This window comes from Pseudomonas farsensis (assembly GCF_014268805.2).
Lineage (GTDB): Bacteria > Pseudomonadota > Gammaproteobacteria > Pseudomonadales > Pseudomonadaceae > Aquipseudomonas > Aquipseudomonas farsensis.
In genome coordinates this window covers 293,829-316,050 of record NZ_JABWRF020000003.1, presented here as the reverse complement: position 1 = coordinate 316,050, position 22,222 = coordinate 293,829, and the positions used below count along the sequence as shown (strand labels likewise).

Annotated in this window: 19 protein-coding genes; 10 read left to right on the top strand and 9 right to left on the bottom strand. The window is 62.8% G+C overall.

The annotated features are described in order from the left end of the window. Position 1: 1 nt before the first annotated feature. The 7 genes from ispC to rpsB form a co-directional block, all read right to left on the bottom strand. A complete protein-coding gene (ispC, locus tag HU719_RS17620; protein ID WP_186516749.1) occupies positions 2-1,192 on the bottom strand; it encodes a 1-deoxy-D-xylulose-5-phosphate reductoisomerase in 1,191 nt (396 codons plus the stop codon). After that, positions 1,189-2,004 (bottom strand): phosphatidate cytidylyltransferase, encoded by an 816-nt coding sequence (locus HU719_RS17615; RefSeq protein ID WP_186516746.1) that lies wholly within the window; start codon positions 2,002-2,004, stop codon positions 1,189-1,191. The genes ispC and HU719_RS17615 overlap by 4 nt, the downstream gene beginning before the upstream one ends. Then, complete coding sequence (uppS, locus tag HU719_RS17610; protein ID WP_186516744.1) at positions 2,004-2,759, bottom strand: polyprenyl diphosphate synthase; 756 nt, start codon at positions 2,757-2,759, stop codon at positions 2,004-2,006. The genes HU719_RS17615 and uppS overlap by 1 nt, the downstream gene beginning before the upstream one ends. Before the next feature lie 15 nt (positions 2,760-2,774). Then, entirely contained in the window at positions 2,775-3,332 is a 558-nt protein-coding gene (frr, locus tag HU719_RS17605) for a ribosome recycling factor (protein ID WP_186516742.1), read from the bottom strand. Continuing rightward, a complete protein-coding gene (gene pyrH, locus HU719_RS17600; protein ID WP_056796398.1) occupies positions 3,329-4,072 on the bottom strand; it encodes a UMP kinase in 744 nt (247 codons plus the stop codon). Before pyrH ends, frr begins: the two co-directional genes overlap by 4 nt. A gap of 179 nt (positions 4,073-4,251) precedes the next feature. Next, positions 4,252-5,115, bottom strand: a complete 864-nt coding sequence (tsf, locus tag HU719_RS17595) for a translation elongation factor Ts (protein WP_186516740.1) — start codon at positions 5,113-5,115, stop codon at positions 4,252-4,254. Between the two features lie 187 nt (positions 5,116-5,302). Further along, positions 5,303-6,040, bottom strand: coding sequence for a 30S ribosomal protein S2 (gene rpsB / locus HU719_RS17590; RefSeq protein WP_186516738.1), 738 nt, complete (start codon positions 6,038-6,040; stop codon positions 5,303-5,305). A gap of 322 nt (positions 6,041-6,362) precedes the next feature. On the opposite strand from rpsB, the gene map reads away from it, so the two are divergent. From map to HU719_RS17565, 5 genes are all read left to right on the top strand, one after another. Beyond that, on the top strand, positions 6,363-7,145 hold the full coding sequence (gene map / locus HU719_RS17585; protein WP_186516736.1) for a type I methionyl aminopeptidase: 783 nt from the start codon (positions 6,363-6,365) through the stop codon (positions 7,143-7,145). A 26-nt stretch (positions 7,146-7,171) separates the two neighbouring features. Further along, positions 7,172-9,874, top strand: a complete 2,703-nt coding sequence (locus tag HU719_RS17580; RefSeq protein ID WP_186536454.1) for a [protein-PII] uridylyltransferase — start codon at positions 7,172-7,174, stop codon at positions 9,872-9,874. Positions 9,875-9,895: 21 nt separating this feature from the next. Further along, entirely contained in the window at positions 9,896-11,092 is a 1,197-nt protein-coding gene (gene dapC, locus HU719_RS17575; protein ID WP_186536455.1) for a succinyldiaminopimelate transaminase, read from the top strand. Between the two features lie 152 nt (positions 11,093-11,244). After that, positions 11,245-11,967 (top strand): M12 family metallopeptidase, encoded by a 723-nt coding sequence (locus HU719_RS17570; RefSeq protein ID WP_186536456.1) that lies wholly within the window; start codon positions 11,245-11,247, stop codon positions 11,965-11,967. A gap of 173 nt (positions 11,968-12,140) precedes the next feature. Next, a complete protein-coding gene (locus HU719_RS17565) occupies positions 12,141-13,097 on the top strand; it encodes a zinc metalloprotease (RefSeq protein WP_186516730.1) in 957 nt (318 codons plus the stop codon). Between the two features lie 143 nt (positions 13,098-13,240). Here the strand turns inward: HU719_RS17565 and HU719_RS17560 are convergent, their stop codons facing one another. Beyond that, on the bottom strand, positions 13,241-14,887 hold the full coding sequence (locus HU719_RS17560; RefSeq protein ID WP_186536457.1) for a Na+/H+ antiporter: 1,647 nt from the start codon (positions 14,885-14,887) through the stop codon (positions 13,241-13,243). A 292-nt stretch (positions 14,888-15,179) separates the two neighbouring features. On the opposite strand from HU719_RS17560, the gene HU719_RS17555 reads away from it, so the two are divergent. The 4 genes from HU719_RS17555 (at position 15,180) to HU719_RS17540 (ending at position 18,286) form a co-directional block, all read left to right on the top strand. Further along, positions 15,180-15,527 (top strand): ArsC family reductase, encoded by a 348-nt coding sequence (locus HU719_RS17555; protein WP_186516728.1) that lies wholly within the window; start codon positions 15,180-15,182, stop codon positions 15,525-15,527. Positions 15,528-15,558: 31 nt separating this feature from the next. After that, positions 15,559-16,593, top strand: coding sequence for a 2,3,4,5-tetrahydropyridine-2,6-dicarboxylate N-succinyltransferase (dapD, locus tag HU719_RS17550; RefSeq protein ID WP_186536458.1), 1,035 nt, complete (start codon positions 15,559-15,561; stop codon positions 16,591-16,593). A 77-nt stretch (positions 16,594-16,670) separates the two neighbouring features. Next, a complete protein-coding gene (locus HU719_RS17545) occupies positions 16,671-17,876 on the top strand; it encodes an aminotransferase class V-fold PLP-dependent enzyme (protein ID WP_186516725.1) in 1,206 nt (401 codons plus the stop codon). After that, on the top strand, positions 17,873-18,286 hold the full coding sequence (locus HU719_RS17540; protein ID WP_186536460.1) for a SufE family protein: 414 nt from the start codon (positions 17,873-17,875) through the stop codon (positions 18,284-18,286). Before HU719_RS17545 ends, HU719_RS17540 begins: the two co-directional genes overlap by 4 nt. Position 18,287: 1 nt before the next feature. On the opposite strand, the gene tcdA is transcribed toward HU719_RS17540, so the two are convergent. Next, entirely contained in the window at positions 18,288-19,097 is an 810-nt protein-coding gene (tcdA, locus tag HU719_RS17535; protein WP_186536461.1) for a tRNA cyclic N6-threonylcarbamoyladenosine(37) synthase TcdA, read from the bottom strand. 242 nt (positions 19,098-19,339) lie between these two features. Between tcdA and HU719_RS17530 the strand changes: the two genes are divergently transcribed. Next, positions 19,340-21,931 carry a glycosyltransferase gene (locus tag HU719_RS17530; RefSeq protein WP_186516722.1) on the top strand — a complete coding sequence of 864 codons (2,592 nt, stop codon included), beginning with the start codon at positions 19,340-19,342 and terminating at the stop codon, positions 21,929-21,931. Positions 21,932-22,222 lie beyond the last annotated feature (291 nt).

Sequence of the window (22,222 nt, the reverse complement as noted above, 5' to 3'; positions counted from 1 at the left end):
GTCAGCGGCCGTGGCGCCGCAGCCACTCGCGGGAAAGCTCCCGGGCACGTTGGTCGGCAGCGAATACGGCATCGAGCGTGGCAACAGGCAGCACAGGCTCTTGCTCCAGTACCTGCTCGATCATACTCGCGATCTCGGGGAAGCGAATGCGCCGCTGCAAGAAGGCGTCGACCGCCACTTCATTGGCGGCATTGAGCACCGCTGGTGCACTGTTGCCGGCCTCGGCAGCCTGACGCGCCAGGCGCAGGCAAGGGAAGCGCTGTTCGTCGGGGGCCTGGAAATCCAGACGGGCGATGCTGAACAGGTCCAGCGGGGCAACGCCCGAGTCAATGCGCTCAGGCCAGGCCAAGGCATTGGCAATGGGGGTGCGCATGTCCGGGTTACCCAACTGAGCGAGCACCGAACCGTCGATGTAATCGACCAGCGAGTGGATCACGCTCTGCGGGTGCACCACCACTTCTACCTGGCTCGGCGCTGCATCGAACAGCCAGCAGGCCTCGATCAACTCAAGGCCCTTGTTCATCATGCTCGCCGAATCGACGGAAATCTTGCGCCCCATCGACCAATTGGGGTGGGCGCAGGCCTGCTCGGGGGTAACATCCTGCAGCGCAGCAGCCGGCGTTTCACGGAACGGGCCGCCTGAGGCCGTCAGCAGGATGCGCCGCACCCCGACCGCACTCAAGCCACGGGCGTAGTCGCCGGGCATGCACTGGAAAATCGCGTTGTGCTCGCTGTCGATGGGCAGCAGTACCGCGCCACTGCGGCGCACCGCGTCCATGAACAGCGCCCCGGACATTACCAGGGCCTCTTTGTTGGCCAGCAGCACCTTCTTGCCGGCTTCAACCGCCGCCAGCGTCGGGCGCAAACCCGCTGCGCCGACAATGGCCGCCATCACCGCATCCACTTCCGGGGCCGCCGCCACCTGGCACAAGCCACCCTCGCCTTCCAGCACTTCGGTGTCACAGCCCGCAGCCCGCAGCCCTTCACGCAGCCGCGCAGCAGCCTCGCTGCTGGGCAGCACGGCAAACGCCGGGCGATGGCGCAGGCACAGGGCCAGCAACTCATCGACGCGCGAATAGCCGCTCAGCGCGAATACCTGGTAGCGGTCCGGGTGACGGGCGATGACATCCAAGGTGCTCAAACCGATGGAGCCGGTGGCCCCCAGCACGGTAATGCGCTGCGGATGACTCACATCACACCCCATTCAGCAGCCCACAGCAGCACGGCGAACATCGGGATGGCGGCGGTCAGGCTGTCGATGCGATCAAGCACGCCGCCATGGCCCGGCAACAGGTTGCTGCTGTCCTTGATGCCCTCGCGGCGCTTGAACATGCTTTCGGTCAGGTCACCGACCACCGACGACATCACCACCACTACCGCGCCCAACAGGCCCAGCAGCAGTTGGCCAATGCTCCAGTCGCGGCTCAGGCCAACGCCCAGGGTAATCAGCAGGCTGACCACCATGCCGCCATAGACACCTTCCCAGCTCTTGCCGGGGCTGACCTGCGGTGCCAGCTTGCGCTTGCCGAAGGCACGCCCGGAGAAATACGCGCCGATATCGGCAGCCCACACCAGCACCATGACGGCGAGGATCAGCCAGTTGCCCAGCGGCCAGTGCTTGAGCAGCACCAACCCTTGCCAGGCCGGCAACAGCACCAGCAGGCCGATCAGCAGACGACAGGCGGCGCTGGCCCACATTTCGTTGCTGCGTGGATAGGTCAGCACCAGCCAGGTCGCCAGCGCCCACCAGATCACCGAGGCGCCCAGCACCCACGGTGCAAGCTCCGGCAAGATGTACAGCAGCATCAGGCCACCGGCGACGACAGCGGCGTAGGCAATGCGCAGCGGCTGGGCTGCAAGCCCGGCCAGACGCGCCCATTCCCAGGCACCCAGCGTCACCACCAGGCCGATGAACAGTGCGAAGTCCCCGCCGTTGAGCAGGAAGAAGCCGCACAGGGCGACCGGCAGCAGGATCAGCGCGGTAATGATGCGTTGTTTAAGCATTAAGCACGGGCTCCAGCCTCGACCTGCTCGCTGGTCTTACCGAAGCGGCGCTGGCGCGAAGCGAAATCGGCCAGCGCGGTGCGCATGGCCTCGTGTTTGAAGTCCGGCCAGAAAAGGTCGGAGAAGTACAGCTCGGCATAGGCCAGCTGCCACAGCAGGAAATTGCTGATACGCCGCTCACCACCGGTACGGATGCACAGGTCCGGCAGCGGCAGGTCGCCGGTTGCCAGGCAAGTTTGCAGCAGCTCGGGGGTGATGTCCTCAGGGCGCAGATGCCCAGCCTGGACCTCGCGCGCCAGCCGCTGTGCAGCCTGGGCGATATCCCATTGGCCGCCATAATTGGCCGCGATCTGCAGGATGAAACGGTTGCTGCCAACAGTGGCCGCCTCGGCTTCGCGCATTGCCGCCTGCAATTCAGGGTGAAAGCGCGAGCGGTCGCCAATGATACGCAGCGAAATGTTGTTGTCGTTCAAGCGCCGCGCCTCACGGCGCAAAGCGGTGAAGAACAGCTCCATCAACGCCCCGACCTCTTCGGCCGGGCGCTGCCAGTTCTCGCTGGAGAAGGCGAACAGGGTGAGCACTTCGACCTTCGCCTCGGCGCACACCTCGATCACCGCACGGACGGCATCCACGCCAGCCTTGTGCCCGGCAACGCCGGGCAGCAGACGCTTCTTCGCCCAGCGGTTGTTGCCATCCATGATGATAGCGACGTGACGCGGCACCGAACCCGGTGCCGCCAGCTTGGTCTTTTCCATTAAGAAACCTCGACCTTAGACGGCCAACAGGTCCTTTTCCTTGGCTTTGAACGCAGCGTCGACATCGGCGACGAACTTGTCGGTCAGCTTCTGGATCTCGTCAGCAGCGCGACGTTCTTCGTCTTCGCTGATGGCCTTGTCCTTGGTCAGCTTCTTGAGGTCGGCCAGGGCGTCACGGCGCACGTTGCGCACGGCGACCTTGGCGTCTTCGGCGACAGCGCTGGCCTGCTTGGTGTAGCCCTTGCGGGTTTCCTCGGTCAGGGCAGGCATCGGCACACGGATGGTGGTGCCGGCGCTGGACGGGTTCAGGCCCAGGTCCGAGGTCAGGATGGCCTTCTCGATGGCGGCGCTGAGGTTCTTGTCGTGGGCGACGATCTTCAGGGTGCGCGCGTCTTCGACGCTGATCGCAGCCACCTGGTTGAGCGGCATTTCGCTGCCCCAGGCCGTGACCTTGACGCTGTCCAGGATGCTTGGGTGGGCACGGCCGGTGCGGATGGAAGCCAGGTGGCGACCCAGCGCCTCGATGGACTTGCCCATGCGCTCCTGCGCGTCTTTCTTGATGTCGTTGATCATGCTTGGCCTTCCTCGATCAGAGTACCTTCAGCGCCACCCACCACGATGTTAAGCAGGGCGCCAGGCTTGTTCATGTTGAATACCCGCAATGGCATCTTGTGGTCGCGGCACAGGCAGATTGCGGTCAGGTCCATGACGCCGAGCTTGCGGTCGAGCACCTCGTCGTAGGTGAGGTGATCGAATTTCTCGGCATGCGGGTCCTTGAATGGATCGGCAGTGTACACGCCATCGACCTTGGTCGCCTTCAGCACCACGTCAGCATCGATTTCGATGGCGCGCAGGCAGGCTGCGGAGTCGGTGGTGAAGAACGGGTTGCCGGTACCGGCGGAGAAAATTACCACATCACCGGAGTTGAGGTGACGAATAGCTTTGCGGCGATCGTAATGATCGGTGACACCGACCATGGAAATGGCCGACATGACCAGCGCCGGGATGTTCGAGCGCTCCAGGGCGTCGCGCATGGCCAGGGCGTTCATCACCGTGGCCAGCATGCCCATGTGGTCACCGGTAACACGGTCCATGCCGGCTGCGCTGAGCGCTGCACCGCGGAACAGGTTGCCACCACCGATCACCAGGCCAACCTGGACACCGATACCAACCAACTGGCCGACTTCCAGGGCCATGCGATCGAGCACCTTCGGGTCGATCCCGAAGTCTTCCGAGCCCATCAGGGCCTCGCCGCTAAGTTTGAGCAAAATGCGTTTATAGCGAGGTTGGCGACCACTCACCTGCTGAGCCATTGCGAGTCTCTCCTGCGGCGTACTGTAGAAAATTCGTGCGGGCTGTTTGCAGCCTGCTAACTGTAGCGTGGCACTGCTTCAGTGCCAGCGAGCAACGGGCTTATAAACCGTTGCTCGTTTTGACAAAGAGGCTGCGCGCGTGAGCGGGCAGCCTCTTTGGGGCGACAGACGGGGCTGTCTTACTGCTTGGCAGCAGCCAGCTGGGCAGCAACTTCTTCAGCGAAGTTGTCGACCGGCTTCTCGATGCCTTCGCCTACTTTGAAGTAGGTGAAGGAAACGATTTCGGCACCGGCTTTCTTGGCCAGTTCGCCGACTTTGATCTCCGGGTTCATGACGAAGGCTTGCTCTTTGAGCGACGCTTCGGCTTTGAACTTGGTGATACGGCCGTTGATCATGTTCTCAACGATGTTTTCTGGCTTGCCAGCGATCTTGTCAGCGTTCAGCTGCAGGAAGACGGCTTTCTCGCGCTCGATGGCTTCGGCGGAGATTTCCGATGCATCCAGGAATTCCGGGTTCGAAGCTGCAACGTGCATGGCGATTTCTTTGGCCAGCTGAACATCACCGCCTTTCAGAACCACAGCAACGCCGATCTTGTTGCCGTGCAGGTAGGTGCCGACAACGTCACCTTCAACGCGCACCAGGCGGCGAATGTTGACGTTTTCGCCAACCTTGGCAACCAGGGCTTCGCGAGCAGCTTCACGGGAAGCGATCAGCGGAGCGGCATCGGTCAGCTTATCGGCGAAGGCTTGCTCGACGCTTTCAGCGACGAAGGTCTTGAAGTCGTCTTGCAGGGCCAGGAAGTCGGTCTGCGAGTTGACTTCGACCAGCACGGCAGACTTGTCGTCGGCCTTGATGGCGATAGCGCCTTCGGCAGCGACGTTGCCAGCCTTTTTGGCGGCCTTGATGGCGCCCGAGGCGCGCATGTCGTCAATGGCTTTTTCGATGTCGCCGTCGGCCTTTTCCAGGGCCTTTTTGCAATCCATCATGCCTTCGCCAGTACGCTCGCGCAGTTCTTTGACCAGCGCTGCAGTAATTGCTGCCATTTCAAAATCCTCTTGGAAAGTTTTTCAACCATTCCACCCGCTTGTGACGGGCGTTAAAATTCTGCGAATCCGCTGCCTTGTGCATCTGCGCACCCATGATGCGGGGCGGTTGCTGCAGCAGGATTTCAAGGTGGCAAAAAGGGGGCCAAGCCCCCTTTTTGCGTGCCAAGTCAGACGCTAGCGCCTATTACTCAGCAGCAGGTGCAGCCGCTTCTTCAGCGTAGACTTCGGTGCCGCCAGCAACGTGGTTGCGGCCGCGGATGACAGCGTCAGCCATCGAAGTCATGTACAGCTCGATGGCGCGAATGGCGTCGTCGTTGCCTGGAATGACGTAGTCAACGCCTTCTGGGCTGCTGTTGGTATCGACAACACCAATAACCGGGATACCCAGTTTGTTGGCTTCGGTGATCGCGATGCGCTCGTGATCAACGTCGATGACGAACAGAGCGTCTGGCAGACCGCCCATGTCCTTGATGCCGCCCAGGCTGCGATCCAGTTTTTCCAGATCGCGCGAACGCATCAGGGCTTCTTTCTTGGTCAGCTTGGTGAAAGTGCCATCTTCAGCCTGGACTTCCAGATCACGCAGACGCTTGATCGATGCACGGATGGTTTTGTAGTTGGTCAGCATGCCGCCCAACCAGCGGTGATCAACGTATGGCGAACCGCAACGAGCAGCTTGCTCGGCGACGATCTTGCCGGCGGAACGCTTGGTGCCGACGAACATGATCTTGTTCTTGCCCTGAGCCAGACGCTCTACGAACGCCAGGGCGTCGTTGAACATAGGCAGGGTTTTTTCCAGGTTGATGATGTGAATCTTGTTGCGCGCACCGAAGATGAACTTGTTCATTTTCGGGTTCCAGTAACGGGTCTGGTGACCGAAGTGCACACCGGCCTTCAGCATATCGCGCATGTTGACTTGGGACATGATAGTTCCTTGATAAGTCGGGTTGGGCCTCCACGCATCCCAATGACCAACCCGCGCGTCCGTAGGAAGCGGGGCACCCAGGCCATCGTGTCGACACGTGTGTGGGTTTAAGCTCACAGGGGTCGTCCCCTGAAAGCGGCGCACTTTATACCACAGACCGCGCCCGGACGGAACTGACTTTAAGCAGCTTGCCGTTCAAGGCGACTGCAACCTGCAAAAGCGCCCTGCGCCGGGCCGTGCTGCCTGTTTGCGGCCACCCTCTGTTAGAATGAGGCCTTTCCGTATCGTTCGCGCCGTACGCGGCGCCGCTAGAGAGCCTGTAATGACCGTCACCATCAAGACCGCAGAAGACATCGAACAGATGCGCATCGCCGGCCGCCTGGCCGCCGAAGTGCTGGAAATGATCGAAGAGCACGTCAAGCCCGGTGTCACCACCGAAGAGCTCGACCGCATCTGCCACGACTACATCGTCAACGTCCAGCAGGCGATCCCGGCACCGCTCAACTACAAGGGCTACCCGAAGTCGATCTGCACCTCGATCAACCACGTGGTCTGTCACGGCATCCCCAACGACAAGCCGCTCAAGGATGGCGACACGCTCAACATCGACGTGACCGTGATCAAGAACGGCTACCACGGCGATACCAGCCGCATGTTCCACGTCGGCACCGTTGCGCCATGGGCCGAGCGCCTGTCCAAGGTCACCCAGGAATGCCTCTACAAGGCCATCGAGCTGGTCAAGCCTGGCTGCCGCCTGGGCGACATCGGTGAAGTGATCCAGAAGCATGCCGAAAAAAATGGTTTTTCGGTGGTGCGCGAGTTCTGTGGCCACGGCATCGGCAAGGTGTTCCATGAAGAGCCGCAAATCCTGCACTACGGCCGCGCCGGCACCGGCATGGAGCTCAAGGAAGGCATGACCTTCACCATCGAGCCGATGATCAACCAGGGCAAGGCCGACACCAAGGTGCTGGGCGATGGCTGGACCGCCATCACCAAGGACCGCAAGCTCTCGGCGCAGTGGGAGCACACCCTCGTGGTGACCGCGACCGGCTACGAGATCTTTACCCTGCGCAAGGATGACACCCTGCCGCGCATTTCGGCCTGACGCCCAGCCAACAGGAACGCGACTCGATGCCCCAGGTGGATTCCGAGCTGTTCGACCGCGGCCAGTTCCAGGCGGAACTGGCCCTCAAGTCCAGCCCCATTGCAGCCTTCAAGAAGGCCCTGCGCATGGCGGGCGAAGTGCTCGACCGGCGCTTTCGCGAAGGTGGCGAGATTCGCCGGCTGATCGAGGATCGCGCCTGGTTCGTCGATAACATCCTGCAGCAGGCCTGGCAGCAATTCGACTGGGGCAACCCGGACGGCATCGCCCTGGTGGCGGTGGGCGGCTACGGCCGTGGCGAGCTGCACCCCTGGTCGGACATCGACCTGCTGATCCTGCTGAGCGACGCCGACCACGAGCAGTACCGCGACGCCATCGAACGCTTCCTGACCCTGTTGTGGGACATCGGCCTTGAAGTCGGCCAGAGCGTTCGCAGCGTTGCCGAATGCGCCGAGCAAGCCCGGGCCGACCTGACCATCATCACCAACCTGATGGAAAGCCGCACCATCGCCGGCCCCGAGCCACTGCGCCTGCGCATGCTCGAGGTGACCAGCACCGCGCACATGTGGCCAAGCCGGGAGTTCTTCCTGGCCAAGCGCGCCGAACTCAAGGCCCGCCACCACAAGTACAACGACACCGAGTACAACCTGGAGCCCAACGTCAAAGGCTCGCCGGGCGGGTTGCGCGACATCCAGACAGTGCTGTGGGTAGCCCGTCGCCAGTACGGCACGCTCAACTTGCATGCCCTGGCCGGCGAAGGCTTTTTGCTTGAGAGCGAAAACGAGCTGCTGGCGTCATCCCAGGCGTTTCTGTGGCGGGTGCGCTATGCCCTGCACATGCTTGCCGGGCGCGCCGAAGACCGCCTGCTGTTCGACCACCAGCGCAGCATTGCCGGGCTGCTGGGGTACGGCGACGAAAACCCCAAGCGCGCCATCGAGCAGTTCATGCAGCAGTACTACCGGGTGGTGATGAGCATCAGCCAGCTGTGCGACCTGATCATCCAGCATTTCGAAGAAGTCATTCTGGCCGATGACGACAGCGGCACCACGCAGCCGCTGAACGCGCGGTTCCGCCTGCATGACGGTTATATAGAAGCGGCCAACCCGAAGGTGTTCCAGCGCACCCCGTTCGCCATGCTCGAAATCTTCGTGCTGATGGCCCAGCACCCCGAGATCAAAGGCGTACGCGCCGACACGGTGCGCCTGCTGCGTGAACACCGGCACCTGATCGACGACAAGTTCCGCAACGATATCCGTAACACCAGCCTGTTCATCGAGCTGTTCAAGTGTGAAATCGGCATTCACCGCAACCTGCGGCGGATGAACCGCTATGGCATCCTGGGCCGCTACCTGCCGGAGTTCGGCCTGATCGTCGGGCAGATGCAACATGACTTGTTCCACATCTATACGGTCGATGCGCACACCCTCAACCTCATCAAGCACCTGCGCAAGCTGCAGTACACGCCGGTTTCGGAGAAATTCCCGCTGGCCAGCAAGCTCATGGGGCACCTGCCCAAGCCTGAGCTGATCTACCTGGCCGGGCTGTACCACGACATCGGCAAGGGCCGCCAAGGCGACCACTCCGAACTCGGTGCGGTGGACGCCAAGGTGTTCTGCGAGCGCCATCAACTCCCCGCCTGGGACAGCCGGCTGATCGTCTGGCTGGTGCAGAACCACCTGGTGATGTCGACCACCGCCCAGCGCAAGGACCTCTCCGACCCGCAGGTGATCAACGACTTTGCCCTGCATGTCGGCGACGAAACCCGTCTGGACTACCTCTACGTGCTGACCGTCGCCGACATCAACGCCACCAACCCCAGCCTTTGGAACTCGTGGCGTGCCAGCCTGTTGCGCCAGCTTTATACCGAGACCAAGCGCGCGCTGCGCCGCGGCCTTGAAAACCCGCTGGACCGCGAAGAACAGATCCGCCAGACGCAAAGCTCAGCGTTGGACATTCTGGTACGCGAAGGCACCGACCCGGACGACGTCGAGCAACTGTGGTCGCAATTGGGCGACGACTACTTCCTCAAGCACAATGCCGCCGATGTGGCCTGGCACACCGACGCCATCCTGCAGCAGCCGGCAGATGGCGGCCCGCTGGTGCTGATCAAGGAAACCACCCGGCGCGAGTTCGAGGGCGGCACGCAGATCTTCATCTATGCCCCCGACCAGCATGACTTCTTCGCCGTGACCGTGGCCGCGATGTCCCAGCTCAACCTGAACATCCATGACGCCCGCATCATTACCTCGAGCAGCCAGTTCACCCTCGACACTTATATAGTGCTCGACAACGACGGTGGCTCGATTGGCGACAACCCGCAGCGGGTCAAACAGATCCGCGATGGCCTGACCGAAGCGCTGCGCAACCCCGAGGACTACCCGACCATCATTCAGCGCCGGGTGCCGCGCCAGCTCAAGCACTTCAATTTTGCCCCGCAGGTGACGATTCTCAACGACGCCCAACGCGCGGTGACCATCCTCGAGATCACCGCCCCTGACCGCCCAGGCCTGCTGGCGCGTCTGGGGCGCATCTTCCTGGAGTTCGACCTGTCACTGCAGAACGCCAAGATCGCCACCCTGGGCGAACGGGTAGAAGACGTGTTCTTCATCACCGATGCCGACAACCAGCCGCTGTCCGACCCGCAACTGTGCAGCCGCCTGCAGGAAGCCATCGTCCAGCAGCTACAAGCCGCACCGGCCAGCGAAGCCAGCCCGAACCGCATCACCTTTTGACGATTACGAGACCTTGCGCCGATGAACCACGCCCTGACCCAGCTTCAGCCCTACCCGTTCGAGAAACTGCGTGCCCTGCTCGCCAGCGTCACCCCGGCAGCGGGCAAACAAGCCATCGCCCTGTCGATCGGTGAGCCGAAGCATGCCTCGCCGGCGTTCGTCGCCCAGGCCATGGTCGACAACCTCGACAAGCTGGCGGTGTACCCGAGCACACTGGGCCTGCCGGCCCTGCGCCAGGCCATTGGCCAGTGGTGCGAGCGGCGCTTCAACGTGCCAGCCGGGTGGCTAGACGCCGAGCGCCACATCCTGCCGGTCAACGGCACCCGCGAAGCGTTGTTCGCCTTTACCCAGGCCGTGGTCAACCGCAGCGACGACGCGCTGGTGGTCAGCCCCAACCCGTTCTATCAGATCTACGAAGGCGCAGCGCTGCTGGCCGGTGCTACCCCGCACTACCTGCCGTGCCTTGAAGACAACGGCTTCAACCCGGACTTCGACGCAGTGCCTGCCGAGGTGTGGCAGCGCTGCCAGATTCTGTTCCTGTGCTCGCCAGGCAACCCCACCGGCGCCTTGGTGCCGATGCAAACCCTGAAAAAGCTGATTGCCCTGGCCGATGAGCACGACTTCGTGATCGCCGCCGACGAATGCTACAGCGAGCTGTACTTTGACGAGGCCACCCCGCCTCCCGGCCTGCTCAGTGCCTGCGCCGAGCTTGGCCGCAGCGATTTCGCCCGCTGCGTGGTGTTCCACAGCCTGTCCAAGCGCTCCAACCTGCCGGGCCTGCGTTCGGGCTTCGTGGCGGGCGACGCCAGCATCATCAAGCCGTTCCTGCTGTACCGCACCTATCACGGCTGCGCCATGCCGGTACAAACGCAACTGGCCAGCATCGCGGCCTGGAACGACGAAGCCCATGTGCGTGAAAACCGCGACCAGTACCGCGCCAAGTACGATGCCGTGCTCGACATCCTGCAGCCGGTGATGGACGTACAGCGCCCGGATGGCAGCTTCTACCTGTGGGCCAAGGTAAATGCCTGCGACGCCGAGTTCACCCGCGACCTGTTCGCCGCTGAGCACGTGACCGTGGTGCCAGGCTCGTACCTGTCCCGTGAGGTCGATGGCGTCAACCCGGGTGCCGGGCGTGTGCGCATGGCGCTGGTTGCGCCACTGGCCGAATGCATCGAGGCTGCCGAGCGGATTCGCGCGTTCCTGCAAGCACGTTGATCCGCTGGGTGGGGGCGGCCTGCACCACAGCCAGGCACGCCCCTAGGCCCATCAAGCAACGTGACGTCATCTGCCGACGCACTACATAAATAACACCCGCCCGCCCCACCCTGCGCTGATCCTGTCACCCTCATTCAACGAGGACGCATGACATGAGCGACGCCCTGATTAACAATGTTGTACATTCCATCCGCAAGAAATTGTCTGCACCTGCCGCGGCATCGCGCTCGCGACGCAAGCGCTCGATAAGCGAGCCATCCCGTCTTTGGACCCCAGGCCAGAACCTGCGAATATCCTTCGTGGACCAAACCGAAGACGACGTCAAAAAGGCAATATTCGCGGCTGCCAGCGAATGGCTGGAGTACGCCAACCTTCAGTTCGAACGGGTCGACGATGAGGACGCCACCGCCGAAATCCGGATCGGCCCCGAGAACGCCAGTTTCAGCTTGCAGGGTACCCAGTCGATGCAACAGGAAGGCGCCAGCATGCTGATTGGCTGCCCACCGGGCCACGACCTGTTCGAACACACGGTTCTTCACGAATTCGGCCACGCGCTCGGCCTGCATCACGAGCATCAACACCCAGAAGCCAACATCCCCTGGGATCTGGAAGCGCTGCGTAGCCTGATCCGGGGCATTCTTGCCGATGAAGGCGTTCCTGATGAGGAAATCGAAGACAAGATGGAAGCGGAGCTGGCGGATAATTTTCTGCCGATGCCGCAGGAGAATCTTAAGGTTTTGCCTTATGACCCGGAATCGATCATGCATTACGCGGTCCTGCAGACGCACACCCTGGGCGACTATGAAACAGGCCTGAACCTGCGGCTGAGCGAGAAGGACAAGCAGGCCGCCCGCACCCTGTACCCAGGTAGATAATCAGCTGGCAGGCCTCTGCCGAGCAGCAGAGCCACCTGCGCGCGCCGCTTGAGAGCAGCGCCGATCACCGGCAGCCTTGCCCCTGAGCAAGGCTGCCGGAATAGCAATAGCTACCGCCCTGCCCCTGCACAGCCCCTGCATATTGCTTTTCCGTCAATCTGGAGAGCACCGCAATGACCAACACGCTGAATGCCAAAGCTGCCCATACCCTGCAGCAGCTGCTAGAACCCACCAAACCCACCCAGGCAGCGCCACGTAAAAAACGCTCGCTCATCGTGCGTTCGGTACTGTGGACACCTGGCCAAACGCTGGGCATCTCGTTTCTGGATGACCCCGACCCTGACTTCAAGCAGCACGTGTATGAGACTGCCCGTCAATGGCTGGACTATGCCAATCTGCAATTCGAGCTGCGTGAAGACGACGATTTCAGTGCGCAGATTCGTATCAGCAGCGACGGGCCGCCATTGCTCAACCACAGTATTGTTGGCAACAGCGAGGGTGAGTACGACTACGAAACCATGACCCTCGATCCGAGCCCTTACTACGATTGGGTCATTGACGAATACCCCGAAGACCCAGAAGACCCCGAGGACCCACTCCTGCCCCTCGACGCGCAATCTCGTGAAGTCGCGAGGAACCTGATCAACCGCTCCGTACTGCACGAGTTCGGCCATGCCTTGGGCCTGCATCACGAGCACCTGCACCCGGATGCCAATATTCCGTGGAACGTGGATGCACTGCGCGACAAGCTGATTGAGCAGAGACCCCAGGGCAACATGGACGCCGCGCTATACGCAAACAGCATCGAAGAGGCCCTGCAAGCAAACTATTTCCGTGCGCCAGACGCCGACGACCGCATCGTCCTGCGCTACGACAAGAAGTCGATCATGCATTACGCAATCGACAAGGCCGACACGCTGGACGGTTATGAAATTGCGGCCAGCTACGTGCTCAGCCAAAAAGACAAACAGGCCATCGCCATGGCCTACCCTGGCCGAGTAGACCCTGCCACTCTGCAACCTCTCGTTAACGACCTTGTAGCAGAGTGCAACGCCGACAGCTGTGACGCAGCGCGGCAAACGCTACTGGAGCCGGACCACCACGGGGACGGCAAAGTATCTGTGGAGTAGCTGCGCCTGGCCGGGAGCGACACCTATAGCGAGGCGGCTTTCGATGAGATCATCAAGCAGGTCGACATCGACAGCGACGGGTTCATAAGCGTGGATGAGTTCTTCGTCCGCCTCGACCGCTCGACGCTCTGCAACCAAGCCCGCTACTTAATATGCCCCAGATTGGCCTCGCTCATGTCCAACTCGCCCAGCACCTGGCGCACCACCTCATCACCCACCAGGTGCTGGCGATGCAGGTTGTACAGTTCCAGGCGCTGGGCGCGCAGGGCACGCACCCGTAATCTGCGTTCGAGCAGGTCCATCTGTTCGGCCAGGGCGCGGGCCTCGGCGGTGTCGTTGTAGCTGTCCAGCTCATCGCGGTACTCGGCCATCAAGCGCGCCTTAAGCTCCGTGGCAAGGGTTGCCTGGGCGGCATCCTGGGGCGCGCTGGCGTCTATCACTTCTTCAGCCTCCAAGGCATGGATAGCGGCCTCTGCCGTGCGCCGCCAGGCGTCCTGAACCTCCTGCTGCAAGCGCTCATCAGGGCTTTTGGTGATGCCACGCAGCAGCAACGGCAAAGCGATGCAGGCGCTGATCAGCGATAGCAGAATCACCCCGGCGGCAATGAAAATCAGCAGGTCGCGCTCGGGGAAGGCCTGGCCTGCGCCAATCAGCAAGGGCACCGACATCACACCGGCCAAGGTTACCGCACCGCGCACCCCGCCCAGGGTCAGCAGCCAGCAGGAGCGCGCAGTGGGCATCAGCACCAGCGCCGGCTTGCCGCGCCAGCGCCGCACCGCGCCAATCGAGCGCCAGATGCTCTGCACCCAGATGAACCGCAGCACGATCAGGGCGGCGAAGATCGCCAGTACATCCAGGCAGCGCCAGGCAAGCGTCGGCCAGACCGTGGCTTCATGGCTGACCACCGCCTTGATGATGTCGGGCAACTGCAGGCCCAGCAGCAGAAAGATCAACCCGTTAAAGGCAAATTCGAGCAACGACCAGACACTGCGGTTGAGCAGGCGCGTGCTGGTCTGGCGGGGCAGCAGGTCGAGCCAGCTCTGCATCATGCCGGCCGCCACCGCCGAGAGAATACCCGACACGCCCAGGCGCTCGGCCAGCACATAGGCGGCGAACGGCAGCAACAGCATGAACACGACGTGGGTGGCCGGGTCATCCCAGCCGCGGGCGATCATCCAGGCGCGCAGGCGGCCGATCAGCCAGCTCAGGGCGACGCCCACCGCCAGCCCACCCAAGGCCACCAGCACGAAGCTGAAACTGGCATCAGCCAGCGAGAACACGCCGGTAATGGCGGCAGCCAGGGCGAACTTGAAAGTCACCAGGCCCGAAGCGTCATTCATCAGCGCCTCGCCCTGGAGCATATGCATCAGCGGCGTGGGCAGCCGGTCCTGGGCAATGGCCGAGACCGCCACGGCGTCAGTTGGCGACAGCACCGCTGCCAAGGCAAAGGCCACTGGCAACGGAATGCTCGGCAGCAGCCAGTGGATGAAGTAGCCGGCGCCCACCACGGTGAACAACACCAACCCCACCGCCAGCGCCACCACCGGGCCGCGGATGCGCCACAGCTCGCGCTTTGGAATGCGCCAGCCATCGGCGAACAACAGCGGCGGCAGGAACAGAAACAGGAACAGCTCAGGGTCCAGGGCCACATGCAGGCCCAGCGTCGGCCAGGCGAGCAAGGCACCGGCGGCGATCTGCACCAGCGGGAGCGGCAGCGGAATCATCCGCCCGACCAGTTTCGACAGGCTTACCAGCGTCAGCAGGATGAGGACGGTGTAGGCGGACTGCATCGGCTAATCACTTCCTTTATCAACGGGTGTGCTACTTCAGGGTGAAACACGGCCATGGGCTAATGCCAACCGCTTTGCCCCGCGATGGTAACGGCCAGCGCCCGCTGGGGCCGCTGCACCATGGTCGCAGCCGGCCGGCCAATATGTAACATAATGATGCCCAAACACCTTGCAAAACTGCCCAAGCGCCGCCGGGCGTGGCGCAGTACGAACCGATGTCGCATAATCGCGCGACTCATTTTCGGGAGAAACCGGGGAGGCCTTGGGGAAACCAGCCTGACCCTTTGATTACATGACTTACATTCTTTACGGCATCAAAGCCTGCGACACCATGAAAAAGGCGCGAACGTGGCTCGAAGAACAGTCCATCGCCTACGATTTCCACGACTACAAGGCTCAAGGCATCGACCGTGACAGCCTGAACCGCTGGTGCAGCGAACACGGCTGGGAAGTCATCCTCAACCGTGCCGGCACCACCTTCCGCAAACTCGACGACGCCAGCAAAGCCGACCTCGACCAGGCCAAGGCCGTCGAACTGATGCTGGCCCAACCGTCGATGATCAAGCGCCCGGTGCTCGACCTTGGCGAGCGCACCTTGGTGGGCTTCAAGCCCGACCTGTACGCCGCCGCCCTGGCCTGAGCCCCTATTCTATTTAGTACGAGGTAATCCCATGTCCAATACTGCATTCAGCCTGGCCTTCGGCGTCGGCACCCAAAACCGCCAGGGCGCCTGGCTGGAAGTCTTCTACGCACAGCCCCTGCTCAACCCAAGCGCCGAGCTGATCGCCGCCATTGCCCCGGTCATCGGTTACCAGGGTGGCAACCAGGCCATCGCCTTCAGCAACGCCCAGGCCGCGCAGCTGGCCGATGCCGTCAAAGCTGTCGATGCCGCCCAGGGCGCGCTGCTGACCCGCCTGGCCGAAAGCCACAAGCCGCTGGTGGCTACCGTACTGGCCGAAGACGCTGCACTGACCTCCACCCCAGAGGCCTACCTCAAGCTGCACCTGCTGTCGCACCGCCTGGTCAAGCCACATGCCGTATCGCTGGCCGGCATCTTCCCGCTGCTGCCGAACGTCGCCTGGACCAACGAGGGCGCCGTCGACCTCAGCGAGCTGGCCGAGCGCCAGCTGGAAGCGCGCCTGAAGGGCGAGCTGCTGGAAGTGTTCTCGGTGGACAAGTTCCCGAAGATGACCGACTACGTGGTCCCGGCCGGCGTGCGTATCGCCGACACCGCCCGTGTGCGCCTGGGCGCCTACATCGGCGAAGGCACCACCATCATGCACGAAGGCTTCGTCAACTTTAACGCCGGCACAGAAGGCCCAGGCATGATCGAAGGCCGGGTTTCCGCTGGCGTGTTCGTCGGCAAAGGCTCAGACCTTGGCGGCGGCTGCTCGACCATGGGCACGCTTTCGGGCGGCGGCAACATTGTCATCAAGGTCGGCGAAGGCTGCCTGATCGGCGCCAACGCCGGTATCGGCATCCCGCTGGGCGACCGCAACACCGTCGAGGCCGGCCTGTACATCACCGCCGGTACCAAGGTGAACCTGCTCGACGAACACAACGAGCTGGTCAAAGTGGTCAAGGCCAGTGACCTGGCCGGCCAGACCGACCTGCTGTTCCGTCGCAACTCGCTCAACGGCGCTGTGGAGTGCAAGACCCACAAGTCGGCCATCGAGCTGAACGAGGCGCTGCACGCCCACAACTGAGAACCGTCAGGTGTGAAGTGATAAGATCGGGTCTGGCCCAACGCCAGACCCGATTTTTCATTCCAGGCCCCGCAAACATGTTCCAGCCCTCCCCCTGGCGTGCCGATTTTCCCGCCATCAGCGCCTTGCAACGGCAGCACCAGACCTACCTGGACAGCGCCGCCACCACGCAGAAGCCCCAAGCCCTGCTCGACGCCCTGAACCATTACTACAGCCATGGCGCTGCCAATGTGCACCGTGCCCAGCATTTGCCTGGCGCACTGGCGACCCAGGCGTTCGAAGGTAGCCGCGACAAAGTGGCCGCCTGGATCAATGCCGCGCAAGCCCGGCAGATCGTCTTCACCCACGGCGCAACCTCGGCGCTGAACCTGCTGGCCTACGGCCTTGAGTGGCGTTTCGAGGCCGGTGATGAAATCGCCGTCAGCGCCCTGGAGCACCACGCCAACCTGCTGCCCTGGCAACAACTGGCGCAGCGACGCAACCTCAAGCTGGTGGTCCTGCCGGTCAACCAGCTGGGCCGCATCGACCTCGACCAGGCCTTGCAACTGATCGGCCCGCGCACACGGTTGCTGGCAGTCAGCCAACTGTCCAATGTGCTCGGCACCTGGCAACCGCTTGAGCCGCTGCTCAGCCACGCCCGCGCCCAAGGCGCACTGACAGTGGTAGACGGCGCACAAGGTGTGGTGCATGGCCGCCACGATGTGCAGCAGTTGGGCTGCGACTTTTATGTATTTTCCGGCCACAAACTGTATGGCCCGGAGGGTGTCGGGGTGCTGTACGGCCGGGAGTCGGCCCTGGCACTGCTACGCCACTGGCAGTTTGGCGGCGAGATGGTGCAGCAGGCGGATTACCAAAGCGCCAGTTTTCGCCCGGCGCCTCTGGGTTTCGAGGCCGGCACGCCGCCGATTGGCGCGGTGATTGGCTTGGGCGCGGCGCTGGATTACCTGGCGAGCCTCGACGCCGATGCCATTGGCCGCCACGAAGCCGCCCTGCACCAGTCGCTGCTGCGCGGGCTGGCCGAGCGCGAGGGTATTCGCGTGCTTGGCGCGCCACAGGCGGCGCTGGCCAGTTTCGTCATCGAAGGCGTGCACAACGCCGATATCGCCCACCTGCTCACCGAGCAGGGCGTTGCCGTGCGGGCCGGGCATCATTGCGCCATGCCGCTGCTCAAGGGCTTGGGGCTGGAGGGGGCAATCCGCGTGTCGCTTGGGTTGTACAGCGATGGTGACGATGTGCAGCGCTTCTTCGAGGCGCTCGACCAAGGCCTGGAGCTGTTGCGATGAGCCTGCCAAGCCAAGCCAGCCAGGCGCTTGAGAGCTTCACTCAAGCCCGCGGCTGGGAGCAGCGGGCGCGCCTGTTGATGCAGTGGGGCGAGCGCCTCGAACCGTTGGCGGACAGCGAAAAGACCGAGGCAAACCGGGTACACGGCTGCGAAAGCCTGGTGTGGCTGGTCGCCCGCCAGCAGGACGGCGGCTGGCAGTTCAAGGCCAGCAGCGACGCGCGGCTGTTGCGCGGGCTGCTGGCAATGCTGCTGGTGCGCGTGCAGGGCCTTGCCAGTGATGAGCTGTCGGCACTGGACTTGCGCGAGTGGTTCACCCAGCTTGGGCTGGAGCGCCAGCTTTCGCCCTCGCGCAGCAATGGGCTGCACGCGGTGCTGCAGCGCATGGCCGAGCTACAGCGTCAGGCGCAGTAACTCACTCAGCCTTGGCCCGCTCTGCCGGGCGCCGCGCACCGGCCACCAGTTTTTCGATGGCCTTGCTCGCGGCCACCATGCCAAAGGTCGCGGTCACCATCATCACCGCACCAAAACCGCCCGAGCAGTCCAGGCGCACGCCTTCGCCGACAAAGCTCTTCTGCAGGCACACACTGCCATCACCCTTGGGGTAGCGCAGTTGCTCGCTGGAGAACACGCACGGCACGCCATAGTTACGGCTGGTATTGCGCGAGAAGTTGTAGTCGCGGCGCAACGTGGAGCGTACCCGCGAGGCCAGCGGGTCGTTGAACGTCTTGTTGAGGTCACCGACCTGGATCTGGGTCGGGTCGATCTGCCCACCCGCCCCACCGGTGGTCACCACGGCGATCTTGCGCCGGCGACACCAGGCAATCAGCGCAGCCTTGGCCATCACGCTGTCGATGCAGTCCACCACGCAGTCCATCTGCTCGGTGATGTACTCGGCCATGGTTTCGCGGGTGACGAAATCAGCCACCGCATGCACCGCACAGGCCGGGTTGATGGCCCGCAGGCGCTCGGCCATCACTTCGACCTTGGCCCGCCCGACCTGGCCGTCCAGGGCATGGGCCTGGCGGTTGGTATTGCTGACGCAGACATCGTCGAGGTCGAACAGGCTGATTTCACCGACGCCACTGCGCGCCAGGGCCTCGGCCACCCACGAGCCAACGCCGCCGATACCGACCACACCGACGTGGGCGCGGCCCAGGCGTTGCAGCCCCTCATCGCCGTACAGCCGGGCGACGCCGGCAAAGCGTGGATCTTCTGTGCTCATGGTTCGCCCCTGAAAAAACCGGCGCGCATTATAGGCCAAGCAGCCCGTTAGGGGGCTATCGTTAGCATCTGTCCCACCAAGCCTGCTTTAATGTCCTACAAATGAAAAAGATCTGGACGACAACCGAGCGGGCTCAGAACCTTATGCGAAAACGAAAATCCAACACTGCACCTTCCTAAGGCAGTGTAGGACTTACACCCCGAAGGCCCCGCCCGCTCCCCTCTTCGGAACCTCGTACACCTATGTCTTCACGCAAATTCGGCCTCAATCTGGTGGTGGTTCTTGCCATCGCCGCGCTGTTTACCGGGTTCTGGGCGCTGATCAACCGCCCGGTGACCGCCCCTGCCTGGCCTGAGCAGATTTCCGGCTTTTCGTACTCGCCATTTCGCCTGGGTGAAAGCCCGCAAAAGGGCCAGTACCCCACCGAAGACGAAATGCGCCAGGACCTGGAGCAGCTCAACAAGCTGACCGACAACATCCGCATCTATACCGTCGAAGGCACCCAGGCCGAGGTACCCCGCCTGGCCGAAGAGCTGGGCATGCGTGTCACCCTGGGCATCTGGATCAGCCCGGACCTTGAGCGCAACGAGCGCGAGATCGAAAAGGCCATTGGCCTGGCCAACACCTCGCGCAGCGTGGTGCGCGTGGTGGTGGGCAACGAGGCGTTGTTCCGTGAAGAAGTTACCCCCGAACAACTGATCGGCTACCTCGACCGGGTCCGTGCGGCCGTCAAGGTGCCGGTGACTACCAGCGAGCAGTGGCACATCTGGAAGGACCACCCGGAGCTGGCCAAGCACGTCGACCTGATCGCCGCGCACATCCTGCCCTACTGGGAATTCGTGCCGATGAAGGATTCGGTGCAGTTCGTGCTGGACCGCGCCCGCGACCTGCGCAAACAGTTCCCGCGCAAGCAACTGCTGCTCTCGGAAGTGGGCTGGCCGAGCAATGGCCGCATGCGCGGCGGTGCCGACGCCACCCAGGCCGACCAGGCCATCTACCTGCGCACCCTGGTCAATACCCTCAACCGGCGCGGCTACAACTACTTCGTGATCGAAGCCTACGACCAACCGTGGAAGGCCAGTGACGAAGGTTCGGTGGGCGCCTACTGGGGCGTGTACAACGCCGAGCGCCAGCAGAAATTCAATTTCGAAGGGCCGATCGTGGCCATCCCGCAGTGGCGCGCCCTGGCCGTGGCCTCGGTCGTGCTGGCGATGATTGCCCTGACGGTGCTGTTGATCGACGGCTCGGCGCTGCGCCAGCGCGGGCGAACGTTCCTGACCTTCATCACCTTCCTGTGCGGGTCGGTGCTGGTGTGGATCGCCTACGACTACAGCCAGCAGTACAGCACCTGGTTCAGCCTGACGGTGGGCGTGTTGCTGGCCCTGGGGGCGCTGGGCGTGTTCATCGTGCTGCTGACCGAGGCCCATGAGCTTGCGGAGGCGGTATGGATACACAAGCGCCGGCGCGAGTTCCTGCCGGTGCAGGGTGACAGCGCCTACCGGCCGAAGGTGTCGGTGCATGTGCCGTGTTACAACGAGCCGCCCGAGATGGTCAAACAGACCCTCGATGCCCTGGCCGCACTGGACTACCCCGACTATGAAGTGCTGGTGATCGACAACAACACCAAGGACCCGGCGGTCTGGGAGCCGCTCAAAGCCCATTGTGAAAAGCTCGGCGAACGCTTCAAGTTCTTCCACGTCGCGCCCCTGGCCGGTTTCAAGGGCGGCGCGCTGAACTACCTGCTGCCGCACACCGCCAAGGATGCCGAGGTGATTGCGGTGATCGACTCGGACTACTGCGTCGACCGCAACTGGCTCAAGCATATGGTGCCGCACTTCGCCGACCCGAAAATCGCCGTGGTGCAATCGCCGCAGGATTACCGCGACCAGCACGAAAGCGCCTTCAAGAAGCTGTGCTACAGCGAGTACAAGGGCTTCTTCCACATCGGCATGGTCACCCGCAACGACCGTGACGCGATCATCCAGCATGGCACCATGACCATGACCCGGCGCAGTGTGCTCGAAGAGCTGGGTTGGGCCGACTGGTGCATTTGCGAAGACGCAGAGCTGGGCCTGCGGGTGTTCGAAAAAGGCCTCTCGGCTGCCTATGCCCATAACAGCTACGGCAAGGGGCTGATGCCCGACACCTTCATCGACTTCAAGAAACAGCGCTTCCGCTGGGCCTACGGGGCCATCCAGATCATCAAGCACCATGCCGGCGCACTGCTGCGCGGCAAGGGCAGCGAGCTGACCCGCGGCCAGCGTTATCACTTCCTGGCCGGCTGGCTGCCGTGGATTGCCGATGGCATGAACATCTTCTTCACGGTCGGCGCGCTGTTGTGGTCGGCGGCGATGATCATCGTGCCGCACCGGGTGGACCCGCCGCTGATGATGTTTGCCATCCCGCCGCTGGCGCTGTTCTTCTTCAAAGTGGGCAAGATCGTGTTCCTGTACCGCCGCGCGGTGGGGGTCAACCTCAAGGACGCCTTTGCCGCCGCGTTGGCCGGGCTTGCGCTGTCGCACACCATTGCCAAGGCGGTGCTGTACGGGTTCTTCACCAGCAGCATGCCGTTCTTCCGCACGCCGAAGAATGCCGACAGCCACGGGCTGCTGGTGGCGATTTCCGAAGCGCGCGAGGAGCTGTTCATCATGCTCATGCTGTGGGGCGCTGCTGCCGGCATTTGCCTGGTGCAGGGGCTGCCGAGCTCGGACATGCGCTTCTGGGTAGCGATGTTGCTGGTGCAGTCGTTGCCGTATCTGGCGGCGCTGGTGATGGCGTTCCTGTCGTCGCTACCCAAGCCGGTGCAGGAGGCTGCCCAAGCGCCAGCAGTGTGATGCTGCTCGGGCCCGGCCTGTGGATATTTCATGGTTGTGTGCAAGCCTGTTCTGGCCTCATCGCAGGCCCTGCAAAACCGCACATTGCTGGTTGGGCCCAATCCTGTGGGAAATGACAGAGAGTTGTGGCGAGCGGGCTTGTCCCGCGTTGGGCTGCGCAGCAGCCCTGAAAACCCAATGGGCTGCTGCGCAGCCCAACGCGGGGCAAGCCCGCTCGCCACAAGGGAGCTCGCCACAAGGAGATATGTCTGGCGAGAACAGGCTTGTACAAAAACCATAGAATCTCCCACA